General features: G+C 28.4%; 21 protein-coding genes. 20 read left to right on the top strand and 1 reads right to left on the bottom strand.

Annotated features, from left to right (window positions below; translation table 11 throughout):
- Window positions 1-73: 73 nt before the first annotated feature.
- Both LQK79_RS16530 and LQK79_RS16525 read left to right on the top strand, forming a co-directional pair.
- A complete protein-coding gene (locus LQK79_RS16530; protein WP_231017234.1) occupies window positions 74-373 on the top strand; it encodes a hypothetical protein in 300 nt (99 codons plus the stop codon).
- Window positions 370-1,437 (top strand): hypothetical protein, encoded by a 1,068-nt coding sequence (locus tag LQK79_RS16525; protein WP_231017233.1) that lies wholly within the window; start codon window positions 370-372, stop codon window positions 1,435-1,437. Before LQK79_RS16530 ends, LQK79_RS16525 begins: the two co-directional genes overlap by 4 nt.
- Here LQK79_RS16525 and LQK79_RS16520 read toward each other — a convergent pair.
- Complete coding sequence (locus LQK79_RS16520) at window positions 1,408-2,175, bottom strand: MerR family transcriptional regulator (protein ID WP_231017232.1); 768 nt, start codon at window positions 2,173-2,175, stop codon at window positions 1,408-1,410. The genes LQK79_RS16525 and LQK79_RS16520 overlap by 30 nt on opposite strands.
- 185 nt (window positions 2,176-2,360) lie before the next feature.
- Here LQK79_RS16520 and LQK79_RS16515 point away from each other — a divergent pair, with 185 nt between their 5' ends.
- The 18 genes from LQK79_RS16515 (at window position 2,361) to LQK79_RS16430 (ending at window position 24,012) form a co-directional block, all read left to right on the top strand.
- Window positions 2,361-3,383, top strand: coding sequence for an AAA family ATPase (locus LQK79_RS16515; protein WP_231017231.1), 1,023 nt, complete (start codon window positions 2,361-2,363; stop codon window positions 3,381-3,383).
- A gap of 3 nt (window positions 3,384-3,386) precedes the next feature.
- A complete protein-coding gene (locus LQK79_RS16510) occupies window positions 3,387-3,899 on the top strand; it encodes a hypothetical protein (RefSeq protein WP_231017230.1) in 513 nt (170 codons plus the stop codon).
- 85 nt (window positions 3,900-3,984) lie between these two features.
- A complete protein-coding gene (locus tag LQK79_RS16505) occupies window positions 3,985-4,848 on the top strand; it encodes a DUF2726 domain-containing protein (protein WP_231017229.1) in 864 nt (287 codons plus the stop codon).
- A gap of 389 nt (window positions 4,849-5,237) precedes the next feature.
- On the top strand, window positions 5,238-5,756 hold the full coding sequence (locus LQK79_RS16500) for an HNH endonuclease (RefSeq protein ID WP_231017228.1): 519 nt from the start codon (window positions 5,238-5,240) through the stop codon (window positions 5,754-5,756).
- 181 nt (window positions 5,757-5,937) lie between these two features.
- Window positions 5,938-6,363: a DUF4258 domain-containing protein gene (locus tag LQK79_RS16495; RefSeq protein ID WP_231017227.1), complete on the top strand. Its 426-nt coding sequence runs from the start codon at window positions 5,938-5,940 to the stop codon at window positions 6,361-6,363.
- A gap of 16 nt (window positions 6,364-6,379) precedes the next feature.
- On the top strand, window positions 6,380-6,625 hold the full coding sequence (locus tag LQK79_RS16490; protein WP_231017226.1) for a hypothetical protein: 246 nt from the start codon (window positions 6,380-6,382) through the stop codon (window positions 6,623-6,625).
- A gap of 183 nt (window positions 6,626-6,808) precedes the next feature.
- Window positions 6,809-7,399: a helix-turn-helix domain-containing protein gene (locus LQK79_RS16485; RefSeq protein ID WP_231017225.1), complete on the top strand. Its 591-nt coding sequence runs from the start codon at window positions 6,809-6,811 to the stop codon at window positions 7,397-7,399.
- A 12-nt stretch (window positions 7,400-7,411) separates the two neighbouring features.
- Window positions 7,412-8,944, top strand: a complete 1,533-nt coding sequence (locus LQK79_RS16480) for a class I SAM-dependent DNA methyltransferase (RefSeq protein WP_231017224.1) — start codon at window positions 7,412-7,414, stop codon at window positions 8,942-8,944.
- On the top strand, window positions 8,934-10,268 hold the full coding sequence (locus tag LQK79_RS16475; RefSeq protein WP_231017223.1) for a restriction endonuclease subunit S: 1,335 nt from the start codon (window positions 8,934-8,936) through the stop codon (window positions 10,266-10,268). The genes LQK79_RS16480 and LQK79_RS16475 overlap by 11 nt, the downstream gene beginning before the upstream one ends.
- A 141-nt stretch (window positions 10,269-10,409) precedes the next feature.
- Complete coding sequence (locus LQK79_RS16470; RefSeq protein WP_231017222.1) at window positions 10,410-13,670, top strand: type I restriction endonuclease subunit R; 3,261 nt, start codon at window positions 10,410-10,412, stop codon at window positions 13,668-13,670.
- Window positions 13,671-13,758: 88 nt separating this feature from the next.
- Entirely contained in the window at window positions 13,759-14,481 is a 723-nt protein-coding gene (locus LQK79_RS16465) for a hypothetical protein (RefSeq protein ID WP_231017221.1), read from the top strand.
- A gap of 23 nt (window positions 14,482-14,504) precedes the next feature.
- On the top strand, window positions 14,505-15,695 hold the full coding sequence (locus LQK79_RS16460; RefSeq protein WP_231017220.1) for a hypothetical protein: 1,191 nt from the start codon (window positions 14,505-14,507) through the stop codon (window positions 15,693-15,695).
- A 72-nt stretch (window positions 15,696-15,767) separates the two neighbouring features.
- On the top strand, window positions 15,768-16,313 hold the full coding sequence (locus LQK79_RS16455; protein WP_231017219.1) for a hypothetical protein: 546 nt from the start codon (window positions 15,768-15,770) through the stop codon (window positions 16,311-16,313).
- A gap of 41 nt (window positions 16,314-16,354) precedes the next feature.
- Complete coding sequence (locus tag LQK79_RS16450) at window positions 16,355-18,769, top strand: UvrD-helicase domain-containing protein (RefSeq protein ID WP_231017218.1); 2,415 nt, start codon at window positions 16,355-16,357, stop codon at window positions 18,767-18,769.
- Window positions 18,762-21,428 (top strand): hypothetical protein, encoded by a 2,667-nt coding sequence (locus LQK79_RS16445; RefSeq protein WP_231017217.1) that lies wholly within the window; start codon window positions 18,762-18,764, stop codon window positions 21,426-21,428. The genes LQK79_RS16450 and LQK79_RS16445 overlap by 8 nt, the downstream gene beginning before the upstream one ends.
- Entirely contained in the window at window positions 21,415-23,250 is a 1,836-nt protein-coding gene (locus LQK79_RS16440; RefSeq protein WP_231017216.1) for a UvrD-helicase domain-containing protein, read from the top strand. Before LQK79_RS16445 ends, LQK79_RS16440 begins: the two co-directional genes overlap by 14 nt.
- Before the next feature lie 119 nt (window positions 23,251-23,369).
- On the top strand, window positions 23,370-23,735 hold the full coding sequence (locus LQK79_RS16435; protein WP_231017215.1) for a type II toxin-antitoxin system RelE/ParE family toxin: 366 nt from the start codon (window positions 23,370-23,372) through the stop codon (window positions 23,733-23,735).
- A complete protein-coding gene (locus LQK79_RS16430; protein WP_231017214.1) occupies window positions 23,728-24,012 on the top strand; it encodes a helix-turn-helix domain-containing protein in 285 nt (94 codons plus the stop codon). The genes LQK79_RS16435 and LQK79_RS16430 overlap by 8 nt, the downstream gene beginning before the upstream one ends.
- The last annotated feature ends 311 nt before the right edge of the window (window positions 24,013-24,323 follow it).

The raw sequence follows: 24,323 nt of genomic DNA, 5'->3' as shown, positions 1-24,323 counted from the left end.
TAAGTATATAGAGTATTTAAATATAGGTCAAGATAAAGTCTAGCTTATATTTGGTTTATGAGAGGTGATATTATTGGGAGCAAGTGAACTGGAGTATTCAGCAAGCATTATAAGCCAATGTTCATCAAATATTAAAAGTGAAAAAAACAATTTTAGTAGTAGAGTAAGCGGAATAAATTTGGATAATAGGGATGAGGAGAATAATATTACATTGCAGGCTTTTAATGTTGTAAATGTTGAGATTTCTGCACTTACAAGTTTAATGGATAGAATAGCAGAGCAGCTTCGTGAAGAGGCAAGGCGATTAAGGCAGGAAGAGGAAGAAGCAAGGCAGCGAGAAAAACAGCATGATGAGGCAGGTGCTTCAGCATGATTTCTGTGGATTTTGAAAAGCTAAAAGAACTTTATGAAATTGTAAATAGATTTGAAGGCAGTGTTAATGAAAATTTAAGCAGAGCAGAAGCACAAGCCTCTGGTATAACGGCAAGTGGGGACAAGCTTCTTAGCCATTTAAATGAAATTAAGCGATTTTTAGATGATGAAATTTCAAGGTATCAAAAGGTAGAAATAAAATTAAATAACAAAGCAAATGCAATTACTTTTAGAGGTTCAAAAGCATTAAATGCAGTATACATAAATAATATAAGCGAAAATATACAAGTGAGAGCAGCTAATGTAAATGCAGAAGCCTTTATACCACTAGCATTAAATGGTGATGCAGGACTTGAAAGCAAAAGCAGTGAATTAAAATTAAAGAGTGAAAATGCAGTTGATAAAACTTTAAAGGCAGCGGATGAAAAAGTAAATTCAGCTGTTAATATGGTAGAAAATACAGCAAATGAAATTAAGAATTTTGCAGAAGAAAAAATAAATGAGCTTGGCAAAATCGAAAAATTTGTGGAAGGAAAAATAGATGAAATTTTAGGTGCATTAGTTAAAGAACTTGACTCCTTAGAAAGTGAAATATATAAAGCGTTGAGTGATAAAGATCTTGAAGGGTTAAAGGAAAATGGAGTAGATCTTGTAAAAATAAAAGTGGAAGAGCTTTTTACTTTTGATAAAAACGAATCAAAAGAGCTTTCAAAGGAAGAGGAAAAATATAAAAATAATTTGGAAGAAGATTGGGATAACTTTAAAAGTAATATCTGCAATGAGTTTGAGAAGGATCATCCAGAGGTAGTAAAAAAGCTTGAAGAAATAAAAAATCAAATTGAAGTAGAACTAAAAACAGCATGGAATAATTTTAAAAAGGATTATCCAATACTTGCTCAAATATTAAAAGTAAGTTATAAAACAGTTAAAGGAATAATTGAAGGAGGCATAGATGTTGGAAAAGGACTTGTGGAAGCCTCTTTTCAATTGGTTCATTTGTTAGGACAACAGTTCTATGATTTTAAAAAAGATCCATTAGGGACTGCAAAAATAATCATCTGTTAGCTCATTAAGTAAATTTTCATAGGTCATTCCGAAACCAGACTGGTTGCATAATTTTTCTTTAAGAAGAGGTATACTCTTTATAAAATCAGAACCTTCTTTTGCTAAAGCTTCGACCTCTGGATCATCCTCATGCATTTCTTTTAGTTTAGCAAGGCGTTTACCAAATCCTAAAGCTGTTTTATATTTTTCCGGATGCAGCTTAAAATATGCTGCTATTTCTATGAAATTATCTTTATAATCCTTGCCCCACTTAAAATCCTCTATAATGCTAAAAATATTACGCTGCTGGTCAAAAAGTTCTGTATAACTGTGAATTTGTTTTTCAACTTTGGTAGTTTCCAATATATTTGTTACCATTTCAAAGGTTTCAGATTCAAAGGAAGCTTTTTCAAGAGGTGTTATTTGCTGCTTTAGCAGGGTCTCTACCCTAGATAATTGTTCATCAATGCGCTTTTTTTCTTTTAAAAGGTCAGTTTGCAGTGCTTTCAAAATTTCATTTAAATTAGTTTGCTCATTTGCATCTCCTAATATTTCTTTTATCTGCTTTAAATCCAAACTTAAGGTTTTTAGGTGTTTAATCATTAGCATATGTGAAAGTTCTTCTGCTCCATACAAGCGATAACCATTGGGTGAACGCTTTGGTTCTTTAAGTAAACCAATTTTATCATAGTATAAAACAGTTTTTAAAGTGCTTCCAGTTAACTTAACGAAATCACTGATTTTAATTTGATTATCCATTTTCACCATCCCTTCTTTGCTATATTATAAACCCAACCCTTGGGGAGGAGTCAAAGGGAAATTTAGTTATAATACATTTTTATTATAGGGTAGAAATATGTAAAAGTTTAAGGAAAATATATAATTCAAATAATTTACGTTATAGGTTATAATATAGTAAGTATGTAGCTTAACAGAAACGAGAGGTGTTGAGATTGGCGATTAGTAAACTTACATTGGACAATTTTACGGTGTTTGAAAAAATAGATTTTGAATTTAGCAGTGGAGTTAATGTTTTTATAGGTGAGAACGGTACAGGTAAAACTCATGTTATGAAAGTATTATATAGTGCTTGTCAATCAGTTAGATCGGATATATCTTTTTCGCATAAGCTTGTTAAAGTATTTAAGCCTGATGATTTAAATATTAGCAGACTTGCAAGACGAAAAGTAGGAGGAACAAATACAAAAATAAAGGTTTCTTCTGAATTGGCTAATATTTCTGCTGAATTTCATAGTAAAACTAAGAAATGGGAAGCAAAAGTAACTGGGAAAGAAAAGTGGGAAAAACAATTAGGAAATCTTACAAGCACGTTTATTCCGGCAAAAGAGATATTGTCAAATGCATGGAATTTAGAAGCTGCTGTAGATAAAAATAATGTGGATTTTGATGATACTTATGTAGACATAGTAACTTCAGCTAAAATAGATATATCAGCAGGCAAAGATCCGTCAGATAGAAAAAAATATCTTGCTATATTGCAGAAAATTACAACAGGCAAGGTTCACCTTGAAAAAGAAAAATTTTATTTAAAACCAGGAAATCAAGCTAAAATTGAATTTCAATTAGTTGCTGAAGGTATTCGAAAACTGGCACTTCTCTGGCAGCTGATTAAAAATGGTACTCTTGAGAAGGGTTCAATATTATTTTGGGATGAACCTGAAGCAAATATTAATCCAATTCACATACCTGTTATAGTTGAAATGCTGCTGGAGCTTCAAAAAAATGGTGTTCAGATATTTATATCTACTCATGATTATATTTTAGCTAAATATTTTGAGGTGAAAAGAAAAAAAGACAATGAAGTTATGTTTTTTTCACTTTACAAAAGCGACAATGGTGTTAATTGTGAAAAAAATGAATACTTTAAAAATTTAAAGGAAAATCCGATAGTTGAGGCTTTTGATAAGTTGCTTGATGAAGTTTATGATAAAAACTTGGGGGAATAAGTAATGGCAGGAAAAATTCATAAAGATGAAGGCAAGATATATCAGATTGATTTTACAAAAGCAGCTTGGTCTACAGATGAATTACATAATATTTTTCATAGTACAAGAATTTCAATTTTATCAGATGTAGATTTTATAGCTGAATTAGAAAATGAAATTGTATTTATCGAATATAAAAATGCAAACATTAAAGGAGCTGCTAATCCAGATGCGTTTAAACCTTCTGATGATAAGCTTATTAATAAACTTGCATATAAATTTTATGATAGTTTAATATATATTTTAGCTTGTGATTATAATAAACCTTATAAATATATTTATATCTTGGAATATCCTAAGGGTGATTCTACTACACGAAAATTTATAAGAAATAAAATAGCTGCTAAGTTACCGTTTAGATTACAGGAAAATAATAATATAAAAAGGCAACTTATTAGTGGATTTGAAGTATTATCAATTGATGAATGGAACAATGATGATATTTATGGTGAATTTCCTATTAGTTTAGTTGATTAAGGTTGACGCAGTGAGTCAAAAATTGAAGTTTGTTAAAACTACTAATAGAATAATTTATAAATATTTATAGATTAGAGGAAGTTTAATGGCAATTAGAAAAATGATATTTGACAGTACTACTGAAAAAAATATATTTGATGATTTGATTCATAAATGGAATAATAAAATAACAGCATTGCCCCATATACCTTTTAAAGATGTTATTGATATTCAATCTAAATATATTAAACAAGTGGAAAGAGAAAAGTTTTTATTAAAGACGAATTTTGATTTCGTTGTTGTGTCAAATCAGAAAGTGAATTTTGGTGAACCAATACTTGCTATTGAATTTGATGGATGGGGACATGGCTTTTCAAATAATGGAGAATATATAGAAATTAATAAAACTAAAGATCCATATAGAAAACTCAAATTAGATTGTAAAATAAGAATTTGTGAACAGGAAGGATTCCCGTTAGTTGTGGTATCATATCAGGAAATAGAAAAAGTTGTAAAAGATCAATTATTTACTATTCTAGATGAAATAATTGGACAGGTTTTGTCAAATAAAGAATTTGTGGTTACTTTAAATGAAGAAGCAAATAAATTAGGTGATAGTATTAAAAATACTGATTCAAATACAGCACAAATGATTATAGATGACTATGTAATTGATAAGGAAGCTTGTTCCCAAATTAATAATAATCCAATAGTACAGAAAATTTGTGTACTTCAAGATAAAGTGATTATGAATAAGGTGATAGGTGAATGGGGGTGTAAACCTGTTGATGAAGGAAGTTATACTGGATGGGAGTACTATGGTAAGGTATTAATAAAAGATAAAAAGATCATTAACAAAAAAGTACTAATTAGGCAAGTTAATTGTAAAGGTGTTTCTGAGTGTACTATAGCAAAAGATTTGGCAGAATTCGCTTTTTGGAGTGAAATAGCTTCGAAATATATAGATTAATATTATGGTTGAAATTCAAGTGTTAAGATTGGATTTTTTATGTAAGAAAAATAAAAATTAGCTATGTAGACTAAGCAAAGAAGTTATAGATGAATTTGTTTTAGATATCCGTGAAGTAAAAATATGTTTTATTGAGAATACAGTTAATTTTCAATTTAAATGTCATTTTTATAATATAAGTCTTAGATTAAAATCTAGGGCTTTTTTATTTTCCTAAAGTTATGATGTTATTATCAATATATTTGGAAAACTATTTTGATTGTTAAAACGATACGCTTTGAATTTTATATAAAATATATCACGGTTTAGAATATTTGTAGAATGTCAAAATATTAATAGTGCTTAATTTTATTAAATATAAGTGTTCTTAAGATAAGGAGGAAAATAGTATGAATACGACAAAAGAACAAATTGTAAAATATTGGTTCAAAGTGGCTGGCATAGAGGAACGTGGTTTAAGTGTAGATGCTGCGGAATCATATGAAAGATGTTGGAGGTGTGGATGTAGAGCTGAATTAGAAAGATGTCATATTATTCCACAATTTCTTGGAGGAAAGAATTATCCAGATAATCTTGTTTTGCTTTGTCATCGTTGTCACATTGAAAATCCTAATGTTAAGGATTCAGAAATAATGTGGGATTGGATTAGGGCTTATGGTACACCATTTTATGATAGGTTTTGGATACTACAAGCTATGAAAGAGTATGAATTTATTTATAATAAGTCATTTGAAGAAGAATTAAAGAAGCGAAAAATTACAGATATTAAAAGTTTTGCAGGAGCTTTTAAAAATAAGTTTAAAGAAACTTCATATCATTTTGGAGAACCATACTGTAATAAAGCTACAATAGCAGGGATGATACGCATGATATTAAAAGATTATGATGCGAAGAAAGTGTTGAAATAGTATCTAGAAAATTAAATAATAAAAATTTATCAGGGCTTTTATGCTCTGTATTTCTTTTATCCCTATAAATTATATAATATCAAAATAATAAAATTTTTTGTATAAGATATTGACTAAGACAATAAAAAGGCATAATATAATTATATTGACTAAGACAATAAAATGTTTGGGGATGAAAGATGTGAAACATTATTATGAGGATAATTCTATAATTTTTAAATTAGAAGGAAGATTACATAAAAAAATAATTCTGTACAATAGAAATTACAAAATGCATATTAAAATTAGTCATCCAGAAATATCAATGAATAAAATTGAAGAAATTTTAACTAATCCAGATTATGTTTATAAATCATCTAGAAAAAGTTCAGTGCTTTATTACGAAAAAAAATTTGGAGAAGATATTTTTAGGGTGGTAATAGGAAGACACAAGAAAAGTGTTAAAGTAGTTATAACAGCCTATAAAGTATGTGGTAAAGATCCATTTACAATAAAGCATGTACACTGTTTATATGATAAACAAACTTACATTAATTATGAAGATATGCAAAATCAGCTAGAGGATGATATAGATTATTTTTATGATTTATTTGGGGTAGCTAAGTAAAGAGGAGAAGAAAATAATGATTGATTTATCAAAATTTAATGGCAAAAAGATTAAAGTAACATTTAAAGATAGAGCTCAAATAGAAGCTGTAGGAGAAGAATATATGTATGGTGATGATTTTGATGAGGAATTTAATAGTTTAGCATTAAAAGTAACTAAAGTTATTAAGGAGAGAAAGAAATATCCATTTAGTGTATATCTAAAAGGTACAATGCTGACAGCAATATATGAAAATGAGAATGTAAAAATTGAAGAAATATAAATTAGTTTGTTAAAACCATTGACCAAGCGATTAAAAAGGAATACTATATGCTTATATTGACTAAGACAATGTACTTTTAAGCCAATCAGCTATTTATTTCTCATAAAATTCGTAGAATCATCGAAATTTTATGAGGATAAAAAGCGATTGACTAATAAAACTACATAGTTAGGTGGTGATTAATTGATAGGGTTAGAGTACATTTTAGGACTTTACAGTATGCAACATATAGAATTAGCAGAACACTTGGGAATAAAAAAACAAAATATAAATATGTGGATAAAGGGAAAGCAAAAAATTCCTAAGAAGTACCTTCCTACATTGAGAAATATTTTTCATGTTGATGAAAAGTATTTTTCTAAAGAACTTGACGAAATAGAAAAATTAGAAATTCAAAAGGAAAAATTAAAAAGAGACTTGCAACCAGTTATAAAGAAATATGATAAAGTTTTAAATGAAGGTGCAGATTATTTAAGAGAAGTACCTGTTTATGATAAGGAAGAAATGAATTCCATTGAAAGAAGCATTGAAAAGGCTAAACTCATTGAGCGTTTTAAAGAATCTATAGAGGCAGTAGATAATCATCCTTTTATGGATACCTACAGGATTATGGTTGAACTCCTTGAAAAAGCAGGGACGGAAATCATTCTTCATAAAACTATTCAAGGTTTGGCACATTATTTAAATGTACTTCCAGGAGATATTGGAACTGGAGAAGAACAGGAAGAATTTGAAGAGGCACTTTTTGAAGTGCTTGATGATAATAACTATTAAGGGGAGATATAAATGGCAGAAGTTACAGGAAACATTGGATTTGAAGAAACACTATGGAAAGCATCAGATAAGCTTAGAGGTAGTATGGATGCAAGTGAATATAAGCATGTGGTTTTGGGACTTATATTTCTTAAGTATATATCAGATAAATTTGAAACGAAGTACAATGAATTAGTTGATGAAGGAGAAGGTTTTGAAGAGGAACTAGATGAATATCTTTCAGAAAATATATTTTGGGTGCCCAAAGAAGCAAGATGGGAATATATAAGAGATAATGCTAAAAGTGAAAAAATAGGTCAAATAATTGATGATGCAATGATTTTAATTGAAAAAGAAAATAAAACCTTAAAAAATGTACTTGAAAAGCGCTATGCAAGACCGGAAATAGATAAAAGAAGGCTTGGAGAACTCATTGATTTAATTTCAACTATTAAGCTTCACACAAAAGAGGAAAAAGATTTACTTGGAAGGGTTTATGAATATTTTCTTGGCAAATTTGCAAGTGCTGAAGGAAAAGGCGGTGGAGAATTCTATACACCTACTTCTGTTGTTAAAACCTTGGTTAGTATGATAGAGCCTTTTAAAGGACGTATATATGATCCTTGTTGTGGTTCTGGTGGTATGTTTGTTCAAAGTGAAAAATTTATAGAAGAGCATAAAGGAAGAATAGCAGATTTATCTATTTTTGGTCAAGAACTTAATGCTACAACTTGGAAGCTTTGCAAGATGAACTTAGCTATTAGAGGCTTAGAAGGTAATATTGGATCGGAACATGGAGACACTTTCCACAATGATTTTCACAAGAATATGAAAGCAGATTACATTTTAGCAAATCCACCTTTTAACATAAGTGACTGGGGAGGAGATCAGCTTACAGAGGATGTGAGATGGGTATATGGTGTGCCACCAGAAGGAAATGCTAACTATGCATGGCTTCAACATATGATTTATCATTTATCACCTAATGGAGTAGCAGGAGTTGTTCTTGCAAATGGAGCTTTGAGTTCCAATACTTCAAATGAAGGAGAAATTAGAAAAAATATATTAGAAGATGATTTAGTAGATTGTATTATAGCAATGCCGGATAAACTTTTTTATTCTACAGGAATTCCAGTATCTTTATGGATTTTAAATAGAAATAAAACAAATTTGAAATACAGAAATAGAGAAAAGGAAATACTATTTATTGATGCAAGACAGCTTGGAGAAATGATAGATAGAAGGCATAGGGAATTAAGCGAAAAAGATATTGCAAAAATTGCTGATACATATCATAAGTGGAGAAACTTGAATGATGGGAAATTAGGCGAGTATGAGGATGTAAAAGGATTTTGTAAGGTAGCAACACTTGAAGATGTAAGAGAAAATGATTATGTGCTTACTCCTGGAAGATATGTTGGAATTAAGGAGGCAGAGGATGATGGAATTCCATTTGAGGAGAAGATGGAAAGCCTGACTAGTGAACTTGGAGAGCTTTTTGATAAGTCGCGTGAGTTGGAAGAAGAGATTAGGAAGAACTTGAGGGGGATTGGGTATGAAATTTAAAGAGAGCAATTTAGAAAATCTTCCATCAGATTGGAAAGTTGATACAATGGAAAATAGTTTAAGTGAAATAATTGATTATAGAGGAAAAACACCTAAAAAATCTAAAAGCGGAATTGTAACTTTAAGTGCTAAATCAGTAAAAAATGGCTATATTGATTATTCTAATGCCTATTATATCTCAGAAGAAACTTATAAAAAATTTATGACAAGGGGGTTCCCTAAAAAAGGAGATATATTGCTTACAACTGAAGCACCACTAGGCTATGTTGCAAAATTAGATAGAGATAAAGTTGCTATTGCACAAAGAGTGCTAACATTGAGAGGTAATGAAAAATATTTGATTAATGACTATTTAAGATATTATTTAATGTCATCAATTGGACAATATCAACTTAAATCACGTGAGACAGGTACCACTGTGACAGGAATAAAGCAGTCAGAGTTTAGAAAAGTGATAATATTTATTCCATCAATAGAAGAACAAAAATCAATAGCTCATATTCTTTCTACTTTAGACGAAAAAATAGAACTCAACAATCAAATTAACAAAACTCTTGAATCTATAGCTCAAGAAATCTTTAAACATTGGTTTGTAGATTTTGAATTTCCAAATAAGGATGGAAAGCCTTATAAATCTAGTGGTGGTGAAATGGTAAAAAGTGAAATGGGTATGATCCCTAAGAAGTGGAAAACTGGAAAGTTTATAGATTTTATTGATACTATTTTAGGTGGGGATTGGGGAAAAGAAAGTCTTCAAGGAAATTACAAAAAGAAAGTCTATTGTTTAAGAGGTGCAGATATACCTGAAGTCAGATGTGGAAATAAAGGAAAGTTACCTAAAAGGTATATACTTGAAAAAAATTACAAGAACAAAAAGCTAAATTCAGGAGATTTAGTTATAGAAATATCAGGTGGTAGTCCAACTCAATCTACTGGAAGAATAACCTATATTACTCAGGAGATGTTTGGCAAATATGATGCTGATTTTGTGTGTACAAATTTTTGTAGGGCTATTACGTTGAAGAATAAAGATTATATGGAATATTTCTTTTTTTACTGGCAAAAATTATATGATCAGAATGTTTTTTTTCAATACGAGAATGGTACAACAGGAATTAAGAATTTTGATATAAATACATTTATTTGTGATTTTGATATTATAAAACCATCGAAAGAATGTATTGAGAAATTTAGTATATTTGCTAGAGCTATTATAAAAAAGATTCAAATAAATGGCGATGAAAATATTAAACTTAGCGAGATTAGAGATTCTATTCTACCAAAATTAATGTCGGGTGAAATAAGAGTACCAATAGATAATTAAAATCAAAAGATGCTAAATTCAATAATAAAAACAGCAAAGAACAGAATGATTAATAAGTGAGAGTAAAGAATTGAAAATCAAAATTATAAATTAGAGCTTTTTTAATTCTACATTCTCAATTAAAAAGTGGGGGTGTTATTCATGAGTATACCAGAAAATTTTACTGAAGACTTGCTTGAAGAGGCTGCAATTGAAATTTTAACTGATGAATTAGGTTATGAACATAAATTTGGACCAGATATTGCTTATGATGGTGGGGAGCCAGAAAGAAGCGATTATAAAGAGGTTATTTTAGAAAATAGGGTAAAGGATGCACTTTTTAGAATCAATAAAGATATTCCAAGAAGTGCCCTTGAAGATGCATATAGACAAATAATTACATTTAACAGTCCATCTTTGGTTGAAAATAATCACTACTTTCATAAGCTTTTAACAGAAGGCATAGAGGTTTCTTTCAAGGAAAAAGGATTGATTAGAACCAAAAGAGCTTATTTAATTGATTTTGAGGATAAATATAAAAATGATTTTTTAGTAGTAAATCAATTCACCATAAAAGGATTAGAAAATAGAAGACCAGATCTTATTATATTTATCAATGGAATACCACTTGTAGTAATAGAACTAAAATCAGCTTCAGATGAAAATGTGGGAATCGAAAATGCATATCATCAAATTCAAACATATAAAAGAGATATAGAAAATCTTTTCAACTACAATGCTTTTTGTATTATATCTGATGGTATTAATGCAAAGGCTGGAACTATTACTTCAAATATAGAGCGTTTTATGAATTGGAGAAGTGAGGATGGTATAAATGTTGCACCTCTTACTATTCCTCAGTATGAAACTTTATTTAAAGGCATGCTAAGCAAGGAAAGGCTTCTTGATATAATTTCAAATTTTATATTATTTCAAGAAAATAGTACAAGCGATTATGACAGTAAAGGTAAAAAAGTAGGAGGTAAAAAGACCGTTATAAAAATATTAGCTGCTTATCATCAATACTTTGCAGTAAAAAAAGCAGTGGAAAAGACAAAAATTGCAACTAGTGAAAATGGAGATAGAAAAATAGGTGTTGTTTGGCATACTCAAGGGTCAGGCAAAAGTTTTTCTATGGTGTTTTATACAGCAAGGCTTGTAAAGGAACTCAATAATCCAACTATTGTGGTTATAACAGACAGAAATGATTTGGACGATCAGCTTTATGGAACCTTTGCAAAATCACAGGAAATTTTAAGGCAAGAGCCAAAGAAGGCGGATGTTAGAAAATTAACTGATGAACAAAAAAAAGCAAAGGCAAAGGAAAATTCAAGAGAAATAAATGGACTTTATGATCTTCTAAATGAAAGACAGTCTGGAGGAATTATATTTACAACCATTCAAAAATTTATGCCAGAAGAGGGCGAAATGCCAGTACTAACAGATAGAAGAAATGTAATAATTATTGCAGATGAAGCTCATAGAAGTCAATATGGATTGGAAGCAAAGACAAACATAAAAACTGGTGATGTTAAATTTGGTTATGCAAAGTATATGAGAGATGCTCTTCCTAATGCCTCTTACATTGGTTTCACTGGAACTCCTATTGAATTTGAAGATAAATCAACCACAGAGGTTTTTGGAAATTATATTGATATATATGATATGACTAGAGCAGTGGAGGACAAGGCTACTGTTAAAATCTATTATGAAAATAGAATAATAAAACTTGAAACAAATGAAGATGCTTTAAAGGAAATTGACGATGAATTTGAAGAAATTACAGAAGGTCAAGAAGAAATAGAAAAGGAAAAGAATAAATCAAAATGGTCAAGAATTGAAGCAGTAGTAGGTTCGCCAAATAGAATTAAAAAATTAGCACAAGACATAGTAAATCATTACGAAGCTAAAGCAAAGGTTATGGATGGTAAAGCAATGATTGTGTGCATGAGCCGAAAAATATGTGTAGATTTATATGATGCTATTGTAGCTTTAAGGCCACAGTGGCATAGCGATGATGTAAATAAAGGTAAAATAAAAGTTGTAATGACAGGAACAGCAGCAGATGAAGAAAGACTTCAAAAACATACTGGAGGCAAACAAAGACGTGATACTTTATCTAATAGAATGAAGGATGACAATGACGAACTTAAAATTGTAATTGTAAGAGATATGTGGCTTACAGGTTTTGATGTACCTTCACTTCATACAATGTATATAGACAAGCCTATGAAAGGTCACAATCTTATGCAGGCAATTGCCAGGGTTAATAGAGTTTTTAAAGATAAAGAAGGTGGAGTTGTTGTTGATTACATTGGTATTCTTGAAAGCTTAAAGAAAGCACTTAATGAGTATACTGCAAGTGACAGGCAAAACACAGGTATAGATACGAGTGAGGCTATTGCCATTATGCTCGAAAAACTTGAAATTTTAAGAGGAATGTTTCATGGATTAGATTATTCAGGTTACATGGGAAAATCTCAGGTTAAACGAATGAGAGCTATAACAGAGGGCATGGATTTTGTTTTATCTAAAGACGAGAAGGATCAAAAGGATTTTAAACAGTTTGCAACGGAACTTGGCAAGGCACATGGTCTTTGTGCTGCATCAGAAGAAGGTAAAGAAATTGCACTTGAAGTAAGTTATTTTAAAGCTGTAAAAGCTAGTCTTGCAAAGCTTCAAACAAGGAGTAGCAAAGCATTATCTAAAACGGAAATTGAAAAAAGAGTAAATCAAATGCTTGAAAAGTCAATTATATCTGAGGAAGTCGTTGATGTTTTCGAAGTAATGGGACTAAAGAGACCAGACGTATCTATTCTTGATGAAGAGTTCCTTGAAGAAGTTAAATCCATGAAAACAAAGAACCTAGCACTTGAGATGTTAAAGAAATTACTTGAAGGTGAAGTAAAAGTAATGGAAAAGAGCAATTTGGTTAAGTCTGAACTTTTTTCTGAGAAAATGAAAAAATCTTTAAATAAGTATAGAAACCAGTCAATCACCAATGCAGAGGTTATCCAGGAACTTATTGATATGGCAAAGGAAATTAAAAAAATGCATGAGGATGAGAAAAAACTTGGTTTAAATAAAGATGAGATAGCTTTTTACTATGCACTATCCAAGGACGAAGCTGCCAGAGCATTTTATGATGATGCTACACTAAAAAAAATAGCTCAAGAATTAACGGATTCTATCAGAAAAAATGTTACTATTGATTTTAATGTAAGAGTTCAAGCTCAAGCAACTATGAGAAAAATTGTTAGGAGACTTTTAAAAAAGTATGATTATCCACCAGATGAAGCTAAAGAAGCTTTGGAAGTTGTAATGAAGCAGGTTGAATTAATGTGTAGCAATGAATCATCAACCTATGATGGGATGTTAAATTCTGATATGGTTGCAGAAGATAAAACTGAATATGATGCTTAAAATAGACTTGAGCCTGACTCAGCTTATTTTAGGGGTTATACTGTATATAAATATATTATTAGTTATTAAGTTAAAGGAAGTGAAACTTATGGATGAAAAATTAATTAACGACGAAATGTACGATTTTTTAAATAAGAATTTTCCTAAATGCTCAAATGATTTAAAAGAAGGCTTAGAATTATTAGAAAATGTTCTTCAAAGTACTATTGATACAATTGAAGAAAAATCGGGAGAAATAATTAAAAAGGAAAGAAATTTTGCTAAGGCGGATGAGTATAGAAAAAGAGAATGTAATCTTAATAATATTGCATTAAAGATCCAAGATATAGCAGATAATTTGGGTATAGAAGTAGAACAGGGTGATAATTTAACTATAGAAGAAAAGGAAGAAAGAGAAATTCCAAATTATAATGATTATATAGTTGATTCAAATATTGAGCACACGTTATATGAGGATTTCACACATAAAAGACCAGCTGCTTTTGAACTAAAAGGAACAAAGCATAACGTTAGGGATTGGAAGGACATGCTTCTTCAAACTTGCAATATTGTGTCTACTATAGATAAAAATTTAATAATGAGTTTCCCTAAAAATGAAAGAATGAACGGTAAAAAGGTTACCTATTTTGCCTACAAGGAAGAAGATATATTAAGAGCACCAAGAAAAATTCAAGATTTGGATTTGTATGTTTCAACTAATCATAGTGCGAATAGTATAAGGAATATTATTATAAGTATATTGAGAGAGTATAAAATTTCTGTAAGTGAGTTTAAGATTTATTTGAGAGCGGATTATAGTGAGTTGCATTAGAAATAGTAAGTTTGGAGGCAAATATGTCTGAAAAATTATTAGTAGCAAAATATAAAGATGATTTTATTCAATATTCAGAATATCAGGAAAAAATTCATAAAGGTAAATTATATTGTCCATTTTGTAATCCGCCAATTAGGGTTACATATACTGTAAAAGGATTTTTCAGAGCATGGCCTAATGAAGGACGACATAATTGTGGTGTAGTCAGGGAACAAGTTAAATATCTTCAAAAAGATTGGAAAGGTAGAAAAATAACAGAAATTGCACGTAATCAAGATGATGAACTGGAAGTAACCGTTGATATTAACACTTTAATATATCCACAAATAAAAAATTCAACTTATGAAAGGGACAGTATTAATAATTATTATGATAATAAAGGATGTGATATTTTTTTAACGGATAAAGATAGAGAAGAAGTATTTAGAGATGTTGTAAAAAGTGTATATCAAATGAAAAGAATTTTAGAGAAAAATGATCAGGAGGTTTTAAAAAAAATTAAGTTTAGATTTAAGACAAATAATGAAATAATTTCTTTAAATGATGCAGTGATAAAAATACATGAATTGAAAAATAATGTTATTGGAAAATCAAGATTTATTATTTTTAAGGTAGCCAACATAGTCCCCCAAAATAAGGTCATATATGTTAATTCTTATAGTTTAAATGGCATAAATTTAACTGCTAAATTAGATTATCCATATAATAAAAATCCATTTAGATTACTAAAAGATGAATATGCAATTGCATATGGAAGAATTACATATTCAGAAAAATATAACAAATATTTTTTGACATTAACAAACGATTTTCAGATAAAGAAGTTAAAAAAGGATGTTGGTGATGAATTCTTTGATGGAGTAGATTTTGAAAAATATTATTATAAAAAAATTGTTAAAACTAAAGAAATTAAAAGATTTACAAAAAGCAATACAATTGAATGTACAGAAAATCAAGAGGAAGTTGTATTAAATAAGCGTTTTATAAACAATAATATTAAATCTGAAAGTCAAGTTTATTGTGAAGAAAAAAATACTTTAAATAGTAATATTGAAGAAATTCAAGCAAATAAAAACAAGATGAAAAAGGAAGAAAATATTACAATTAGCAATAAGAATAAAAACTTAGTAATTGAGAATTCAAAAGGAAAATTAGGAAATGTATTCTCGGGTGTAAAAAGATTTTTTCAAAAGTTTCTTGGAAAACATTGAGATTAGTCATTATTAAGAATTTTATGATTAAAATATATTATTTTCAAATTCAGAGTGAAGAGGTGAAATCTTATGAATATTACAAGAGAGGATTTTTATTGTGGAGCTTTTTTATCTTACTTATTGAATAATGGTATTGTTCCAGCGCTTTTTGAAGAGAGGATCGATTCTAATAGAAAAATATATGACTTTGCGACCGACGATGGTGATTTTAGAGTATATGTAAAATTCAGCGAAAATCCTTCAAGTGAAAGTGATTCAAAGAGTAGTCAAATATGGAATTTCCCTTTTACGGATAAACAAATTGAAGAAATTAAAACCATAGAAGAATGTAGTAGAAAGTTATACTTTATTTTTGTATGTGGAAGAAAAGCATTAAATAAAAGCAGAATTTCAGTGGTATATAAAGATATTATTTTTAAATGTATTGACCTTAAAAGAATAGATAAATATAAAAATCAAAGTATAAAGGTAAGACTAATAAAAGGTCACCGAGATTTTGATATATATGGTACAGCAAGAGCAGATAAACTAGATGGTTTAGATAATACATTAAAAGTTAAGGTAAATAATATAGACCAGCTTTTTGCAAAGAAAAATAGTAATGCAGTTATATAAAATCACCTGAATTTTAAAGCGATTTATTTGGAGGCTAAATCATGTTTAATATACCGCTATATTCATTATTAATGTATAGTAATAACTTATCAGAAGAAAATATATATTACATAGTCAAATGCCTTAAAAATGGTGTAATTGCTCATTTATTTCTTAGTGAAAACTTAGAGAAAGTATTGGATGAAAAGTATGATAATATATTTAAATTAGCTTTAGAAAACAATCTTCTTTATGTATATGAAAATCAAACAAAATTTTCTGATGAAACTGCCATAATAGCTGAAGATGGCAATATCATAAATGAAAAATTATATAAAAGTATTTGTGATGATAAAAATTCACAATTTAATTATGAGCAGTATGAAATAGTAACGGCAAAAGAAAACATGAATTACATTGTTACATCAGGGGCGGGAACCGGAAAGACTACAACAATGATGAATAGACTTATATTTTTAAAGAAAACTAATCCTTATTTTACATTTAAGAAAGCAGCACTAATTACTTTTACTAATAAAGCTAGTATGGAAATGAGAAAAAAATTGGTAGCACTATTGGAGAAGTATTACGATGTAACTAAAAATTCAGAGTACCTTGATATGATGGACGAAGTTGTAAAATGTACTATAACAACCATACATGAATTTTCAAAGAGGCTAATAAACAAATTTGGTAAGAGTATAAATCTAAATAAAGAGGTTAAGATTAGAACTTTTAAATTTTATAGAAAAAAAGCTATAACAGAGGGATTAGATTATTTGTATAAAAATCATAGAGAAATTTATGAAACTATAAAATATTATCCAATTTATGATGTAGAGGCTAAATTGCTTTCTATTTGGAAAAAGCTTGATAACTATTCTATTGATGTAAATTCTACTAATTATGAAGTCGATTTTGGTACTGATGATGCTAGGTTTTCAAAACTTGTTGAAATAGTACTGAAAAAAGCTCAAGAATATTTAGAAAATAGCAAAAACTATGAATTTGAAATTGCGGATCTTATGAAAAAACTAGTTTACAAAGAACTGTTTTATGTAGCAAAGGGAGAATATGAGCTAATAATAGTAGATGAATTTCAAGATAGTGATAATATACAGATAGATTTTGTATCAAATTTCTGCCATATAACTGGAGCAAACCTTTTAGTAGTAGGTGATGAAAAACAAAGTATATATCGTTTTAGAGGAGCGGAGCATTCATCTTTTTATAGATTAAAAGAAAACTTGAATTCTTGTAATATGAATTTTAAAGAATTCTCTATGGTTAGAAATTATAGAACGGATGCCAATTTATTAAAAGAGATAAATGATATATTTATAAAAATAAGCGAAAATGTAGACAAGTTTAATTATGACGAAAGTGCGTATTCTTTAAAAAATAAAGATGAACTTTCTAAAATTGAGTATAAAACTTTAATTGAAAATACACCTGAAGCAGCTAAATTTTTTCAGGATATATTAGATTCAAAGGAAGAAAAAGAAGCAGTAGCAGTTCTATTTAGAAGTAATAAGGACATAAAAAAGTTTAAGAATTTTTGTGATAAAAATAGTATTCTTTGCAGAGTTGATGTTACAGGAGAATTTTTTAGGCATGAAGCTGTAAGAGATTTTTATATTATGATAAGAGCACTTGTAGATTCAAATTCAAATAATGTTATGTATTCATTTATAGAAACTCCTTATATAAATGAAAAAATTAATAAGGAGAAAATTTTACGAGAGAATAGTAGTGAAGTAAATGAATATTTAAAGGAAATGCTAAAAAAGGAAAAGTGGTATGAGTATCAACAAAAGATAAATAACATAAATATCTTGGAGCTTATTGATGAAGTAATAGATGCATTAAAGCCAATTAAAAATTATTATGTTAGAGAATTATTAAAAGCTAAAATGAATAAAGACAATTATAAAAAAGTAGCTTATGCCAAAACACTAGAGTATAAGCTTAATTTAGAACATTTATTATTTATATTAAGAGATAATTTTTCTGACAATGTGTCTTCTATATTTGAAATTGAAGAATTTTTAAAACTTAAAATTTCAACAGACAATACTGTAGATGCTAGAAAATTAGATGCTATATATGAAAAGGATTTTCTGCAATGTCTTACGGTTCATAAAGCAAAAGGTATGGAATATGATTATGTTATTATGCCAAAGCTTACAAATAGATTTATCATAAGTAAAAGTGTTGATGTTATTTTAAGGAGTAATAGGAATAAGGTTAATATAGGATTTAAAGTTAAACTTGGAGAAGATGAGTATACGAATTCTTATTATTCAGATTATTTAAAAGATGAAAAAAGTGAAATAATAGGTGAGGAAGCTAGAATTTTATATGTTGCAATGACAAGGTGCAAAAGAAAATTATTTTTAAATGCATCAGGAGTAATTGGTACTGAGGGCCAAAATAATTGGAAAAGTCTAATAGGGGGCGCTAGAACTTATGTATAAAGTGGAAACACATAATAATTCTAGAGAATATTTTAGCAATTTAAAAATTGAAAATGATGCGTTGTATATTACTGCGAATGATTCACTTGAACATATGATTATAGAAAGAACACATTTAAGTGAAGAAAAGCAATGGAGAGTAATAGATATAGAAAATTTTATTAATGATATATATCCAAGTTGGACAAACACAATAAATAGAATAAAGTTAAAGGCACAGCTTAGAATGTCTTTGACTGAAATTAAAAATAGGTGGGCTAATAAGAAAACACTTAGAGAAATAAAATTTTTAGAAGAAAATTTATCTTTGCTATTAAGTGATCTTATATTTTTAGTTGAAGCAGGAGTGAGAAAGTTAGATTATAAACCACAAGGTTTAAAACTTCAACTCATAAAGGAAATATTTAATGATTTTATTAATAGAGAATATTTTAAAGAAGTAAGCGTAGAGGTATTAAATATAAAATCTTTTTCTAACATTGGAAGAAAAATATCAAATTCTTTTATTGCAGCTAGAAGTAAATATAACAAAAATAAAGGTGGAATTTTATCAAGAAAAATAAATCAAGATGGTTGTAATATAAAAAGAGTTTACTTTTATAATTTAAATTTTTTGGATCTTAAAAGATATATGATAGCTCAAATGCTTAAACTATCTGGTTATGAAGTTATATTTAGAATACCATATTTTAACAATTTGAAGGTCGTAAATAAAAGTTGGAACATGATATATAACAATAAATCAATTTTTAATATAGCAATAAATAATAAATATTCGACCTCTGTAAAGGAAAATTTGAGATATTTAGATTTTCTTGAAAAGAATAATTTATCTGAATTTGAGAATGAAAAAGTAACGGTTATAAATTATAGTCAGGTTTGTGATTTCCAAAAACATGTAAATAACAATATAATAGTTACTTTTTGTAAGGACAGTTTACAATCTTGCATGAAAAGAAATAATCTCAATATTAGAAATCATTGTTATCAAAGTACATTAGGTAGGTTTATATTTAATTTATATAATTGCGAAGTGGAAAATAATATTGTGAAACTTAATTTTAATACTTTTAGAGAAATGATAACATCAGGTTGGGTACAATATAAAGATTGGAATGGAATTCGTCTTTCTTCGTTTTTGATGGATAATGAAGAATATTTTTCAGGAGTAAGTACAATAGATGAAATAATAGATAGAATTGATAAAATAAAGGATATTGAAGAAGTCAGTGATATTTTTGAAGGACAAGTTAAAAATAGAATAAAAAATGATAAAACTAAGGGATTTTTATCAAATCCATTTAGAGCATTTAGCTATGCAAATCTTGAAAAATATAATATTACAGCAAATTATATGCTTGAACTTTCTCTGAGATTAAAGAGATTTATATTGAAGGAATTTGAAACTGAAAATGAATTGATAGATGTAAAATCACATTTAGAAAACATGGTTATTTTATTTAGAAATAAGTATATAGTTAATTTATATAATTCAGGGGATGAACTCCAAAAAAGAATTGTAAGGAAAATATATTGGGTTATAAATAATCCGGATATTTTTGGAAAAAAATTTTACAGGGAGGAACTATCTGAGTTATTTAATTCTTATTTAGTTTTAAGTAAATATCAAAAGCAAGAACAAGATTTTTCTATTGATCAGCTTGAAGGAGTAGTGTTAAGGGACAATTTATTTTATCCGAATAAGAAAAAGCTATGTGTATCAGATTTATCTTATAAAGCTTATCAAGAATATACAGAAAAGTATAAAGAAATGGGAAAAATACTTTCAATGGACGAATTAAAAATTATATTTAAAGAAAACCTTAAAGGATGGCATAGAGAAGTAGTATTACAAGGGATTTATCTTCAAGAGCAGAGCCGGGAATCTTTTGAGTCATATATAAAATTTGCTTTGGCTAATTTGTTTATTAATTTTAATAAAGAAATTGAATTTAGCTGGATAGAAGGACTTAGAACTAATGATAGTAAGTCAATTTTGTTAAAGCAAATTGAAGCTCTTTACGGTAGTGTGGGATATGCAAAACAAAGCTTAGATTATAATGATGTAGTAAATGAAGATGAAATAGAATATTTGGAAAAATATAGTTATGACAAAAAATTGATTAAAAGTGAAGGACGAAAGTTACCAGAAGTAGCATATAGAGATTTAGATTTTTGTGAAGAGAAGTTTTTATTTTCATCAATACTTGAGGAATATCCTATTTATTATTCAGACTTTCATCATAAACTAGTTTTTTCGGCTTTAATAAGCATGCTAAAAAATAGTATAGAAAATGCGTATTCAAATATTTATAACTATATATTTAAACTATTCCCACAGTGGGAAGATGTAGTGAAAAAAAACATTTTAGACTGTGAATATAGTAGAAAAAATTTAAAGGAATATAGATATTTTGATGGCATTAATTATCCTAAGAATATTTATGCACTATATTTATTAAAAAGCAAGTATATTGTTACAGAAAAAAGCAAAATAAGAAATAAATATAACAAGGGTGAATTTGATGGTAAGAAATATTATGATAAATTTGTAGATGAATATTTAGATGGAAATGTTTTTAATAGTGGATTTCATTGTATGATGTGTCCTCATTGTTATATCTGTGGGAGGGGAGATTTTGTAATTGAGCATAGGTAATAAAAGTACAGAATTTTTTACTAAACTATCTAGGGTATGGCAAAATTTTAAAGACTATAGTTACTTAGAAGGAATAAATCTTTCACCAGAACAGATAAGTATAATTGAACAAGGTGAGGAACAGCTTTTAATAGAAGGCTATGCAGGTACTGGAAAAAGCTTAACACTGTTATATAAATTCATTAATGTATTAGTAAGAGAAGAAGGTGAAAAAATTTTATTTGTAACTTATAATTCTACTTTAATAGAGGATACTAAAAAGAGATTAGAAACTTCAAAAGAATACCTTGAAAATAAAGACAAGCATATTGCACATGTAATGACATTTCACGAAATGGCTACTAAAATATTAAAACAAATAAGGGTAATTGGACATGGTGTTGGAAGGCTTGATGTTGAAAAAATCAAAAAATATCAAGGTGATTCACTTAGAAGGATAGCAGCAATACTTGCAAGGTATACTGAAAAAACTTCAGAAACCTATAAAAATTTACCTAGCGAAGAAAGATTATATTCTACTCATACCATGAACTTTGTAACTGAAGAAATTGCATGGATTAAGGCAATGGGATTTGTTGAACTCGATAAGTATTTATCAACCGAAAGAACAGGTAGAAGTAAAAGCATAAGGCTTACAAGAAATCAAAGAAAGACAATATTTAAAATATATAAGGAATATCAAAGACAATTAGAAAGCTATAAGTATGGAGAAATGTTAGATTTGGAGGATTATGCTTTAAAAATGCTGCAAAATAGTTATCTTTTGAATGATGAAATAAAGTATGATTATATTTTTGTCGATGAGGTTCAAGATCTTGATCCTATGCAGATTAAAGCTTTATGTAAATTAACTAAAAAGTCCATTGTTTTGTCTGGTGATGCAAAGCAAAAAATATATAATAAATGTCCTGTAAAATATGAAGATATAGGCTTAATGATACGGCAAAAGGGAAGAAGAAGAGTGTTAAATAAAAATTATAGATCGACAGCAGAAATAGTTACTTTAGCAAATTCTTTGGATTTTTACGATTCACAGGACAAGTTAGCAACAAAACAATTTGTGAAGCATGGTGAAAAGCCAGTAATTCGTGTTGCAAAAGAAGGGGATACTGCAATAAAGTATATAGTAAGCGAGATTAAGAAAATATTTTATGAAGATTCAAGTAAAAATATAGCAATAATACATAGAGAAGAAGTAAAGAAAAAAACAGGATATAAAAGTCCATTTAGATTAAAGCTTGAAGAATTGCTTATGCAAAGTATGGCTGATATGAATACTTATTCTTATAAATTTAATTATAAGAAAGATAAGCAAATATTTTATACTAATGCCTATGATGTAAAAGGACTAGAATTTGATGTAGTATTCATAGTTGATTTTAATACTAGTTTTTATCCTCATAGTTCTGAAATTAAAAAAATTAAAGAAAGTAATGAAAATAAGGATGAAAGTTTAATAAATGAAGATATTTTAGAGTTTATAAATACAGAAAAAAAATTATTATATGTTGCTATGACAAGGGCAAAAGAAAAGCTTTATTTAATAGCAAATAACTGTAAAATGGAGTCTCAAATTTCAGAATTTATTTATGATTTTGATCATAAGGATTATGTGGCAAGTGGATTTACTAAAAAGAAAATTGAAGAATTAAAGCAAAAGTATAGAATTGTAGGAAATGGAAAGTTATATAGATTAAAGGAGAAGGAAAAAGAACCAAAACTAAATGAAGATATGATAAAGGAGATTGAAGAAGGCATAGAGTTGGAAGCATCTTTGAACGATGAAGATAAAGAGACTAAATATGATACTAATTATATTTAGTGAATGCAATAATTATCTCAGAATAGAGATCAAGAACATAAAATTATATTGATTTTAGTTATCATATATGATAATATTTAATTAGGAAATTTCATATATTACAAAAGAGGAGCAAAAAAGTGGAATGGAAGGTTGAGTTTTACCAAAGAAGAAATGGCAATATTCCTGTAATGGAATTTTTATTATCACTTTCACCTAAAATGAGAGCAAAAGCGTATAGTGAAATAGAATTATTAAAAGAACATGGAATTTATTTGAAGGAACCATATGTAAAATCTATTAAGGGAGAAAAATACAAAGGTATATATGAATTAAGAATAAAGTTAGGAACAGATGCATCAAGAATTTTTTATTTTACTTATCAAGATAATAAATTTATATTGCTAAGTGGATTTTTAAAGAAAACTAATAAAACACCTAGTATAGAACTTGAAAAAGCAAGAAAGTATAAAGATGATTTTGAAAAGAGGTGTCAAGATGTCTAAACCAAGTGTTGATTTTTCAATAATTAAAAAAGAACTTATGAAAGATAGTGAATTCAAAAAAGAATATGAAAAATTAAAACCACGTTATGAGCTGATTTCTGAAGTAATAAAGGCAAGAAAGGAATTAAATTTAACTCAGGAAGAATTGGCTAAGCGTGTAGGAACACAAAAATCAAATATAAGTAGGCTTGAAAGCGGAAACTATAATCCATCTTTAGATTTCTTAAGTAAACTTGCCAAAGGTTTAGGAAAGGAAATTCATATTGAGTTGAGATAGTAATAATGAAAATGGAGGGTATGTGTTTCTGCATTTTTTTATCATATAGATATGAAATATTAAAAATTAATTATAGTATTGTATAAAAAAATATGCTAATATTATTGATATGTAAGGAATATCAGAGGGCGGAACAGGTAGCCGCCACCACGCAGAAATGCGGTAGGAGATGTAGATTACCACTTACCTATATTCCAATGTATATGTGCCACGGTATAGCTTGCCGTGGCTTTATTTGTGTAACGAAGGAAACCACTTGCTAAGCAAGTGGAAGAAAAAAGGCTTATGCCGTTGAGCAGAAAAAAACTCCT

Origin of the sequence: Clostridium guangxiense (assembly GCF_021043395.1) — a bacterium.
Taxonomy (GTDB): domain Bacteria; phylum Bacillota; class Clostridia; order Clostridiales; family Clostridiaceae; genus Clostridium_S; species Clostridium_S guangxiense.
This window is presented reverse-complemented; position numbering and strand designations above follow the sequence as displayed.

What these genes read in the sequence shown, in the direction of transcription:
- LQK79_RS16525 (WP_231017233.1), top strand. Translation starts at nt 370, where the DNA reads ATGATTTCTGTGGATTTTGAAAAGCTAAAAGAACTTTATGAAATTGTA.
- LQK79_RS16520 (WP_231017232.1), bottom strand. Translation starts at nt 2,175, where the DNA reads ATGGATAATCAAATTAAAATCAGTGATTTCGTTAAGTTAACTGGAAGC.
- LQK79_RS16510 (WP_231017230.1), top strand. Translation starts at nt 3,387, where the DNA reads ATGGCAGGAAAAATTCATAAAGATGAAGGCAAGATATATCAGATTGAT.
- LQK79_RS16505 (WP_231017229.1), top strand. Translation starts at nt 3,985, where the DNA reads ATGGCAATTAGAAAAATGATATTTGACAGTACTACTGAAAAAAATATA.
- LQK79_RS16500 (WP_231017228.1), top strand. Translation starts at nt 5,238, where the DNA reads ATGAATACGACAAAAGAACAAATTGTAAAATATTGGTTCAAAGTGGCT.
- LQK79_RS16490 (WP_231017226.1), top strand. Translation starts at nt 6,380, where the DNA reads ATGATTGATTTATCAAAATTTAATGGCAAAAAGATTAAAGTAACATTT.
- LQK79_RS16480 (WP_231017224.1), top strand. Translation starts at nt 7,412, where the DNA reads ATGGCAGAAGTTACAGGAAACATTGGATTTGAAGAAACACTATGGAAA.
- LQK79_RS16475 (WP_231017223.1), top strand. Translation starts at nt 8,934, where the DNA reads ATGAAATTTAAAGAGAGCAATTTAGAAAATCTTCCATCAGATTGGAAA.
- LQK79_RS16470 (WP_231017222.1), top strand. Translation starts at nt 10,410, where the DNA reads ATGAGTATACCAGAAAATTTTACTGAAGACTTGCTTGAAGAGGCTGCA.
- LQK79_RS16465 (WP_231017221.1), top strand. Translation starts at nt 13,759, where the DNA reads ATGGATGAAAAATTAATTAACGACGAAATGTACGATTTTTTAAATAAG.
- LQK79_RS16460 (WP_231017220.1), top strand. Translation starts at nt 14,505, where the DNA reads ATGTCTGAAAAATTATTAGTAGCAAAATATAAAGATGATTTTATTCAA.
- LQK79_RS16455 (WP_231017219.1), top strand. Translation starts at nt 15,768, where the DNA reads ATGAATATTACAAGAGAGGATTTTTATTGTGGAGCTTTTTTATCTTAC.
- LQK79_RS16450 (WP_231017218.1), top strand. Translation starts at nt 16,355, where the DNA reads ATGTTTAATATACCGCTATATTCATTATTAATGTATAGTAATAACTTA.
- LQK79_RS16445 (WP_231017217.1), top strand. Translation starts at nt 18,762, where the DNA reads ATGTATAAAGTGGAAACACATAATAATTCTAGAGAATATTTTAGCAAT.
- LQK79_RS16430 (WP_231017214.1), top strand. Translation starts at nt 23,728, where the DNA reads ATGTCTAAACCAAGTGTTGATTTTTCAATAATTAAAAAAGAACTTATG.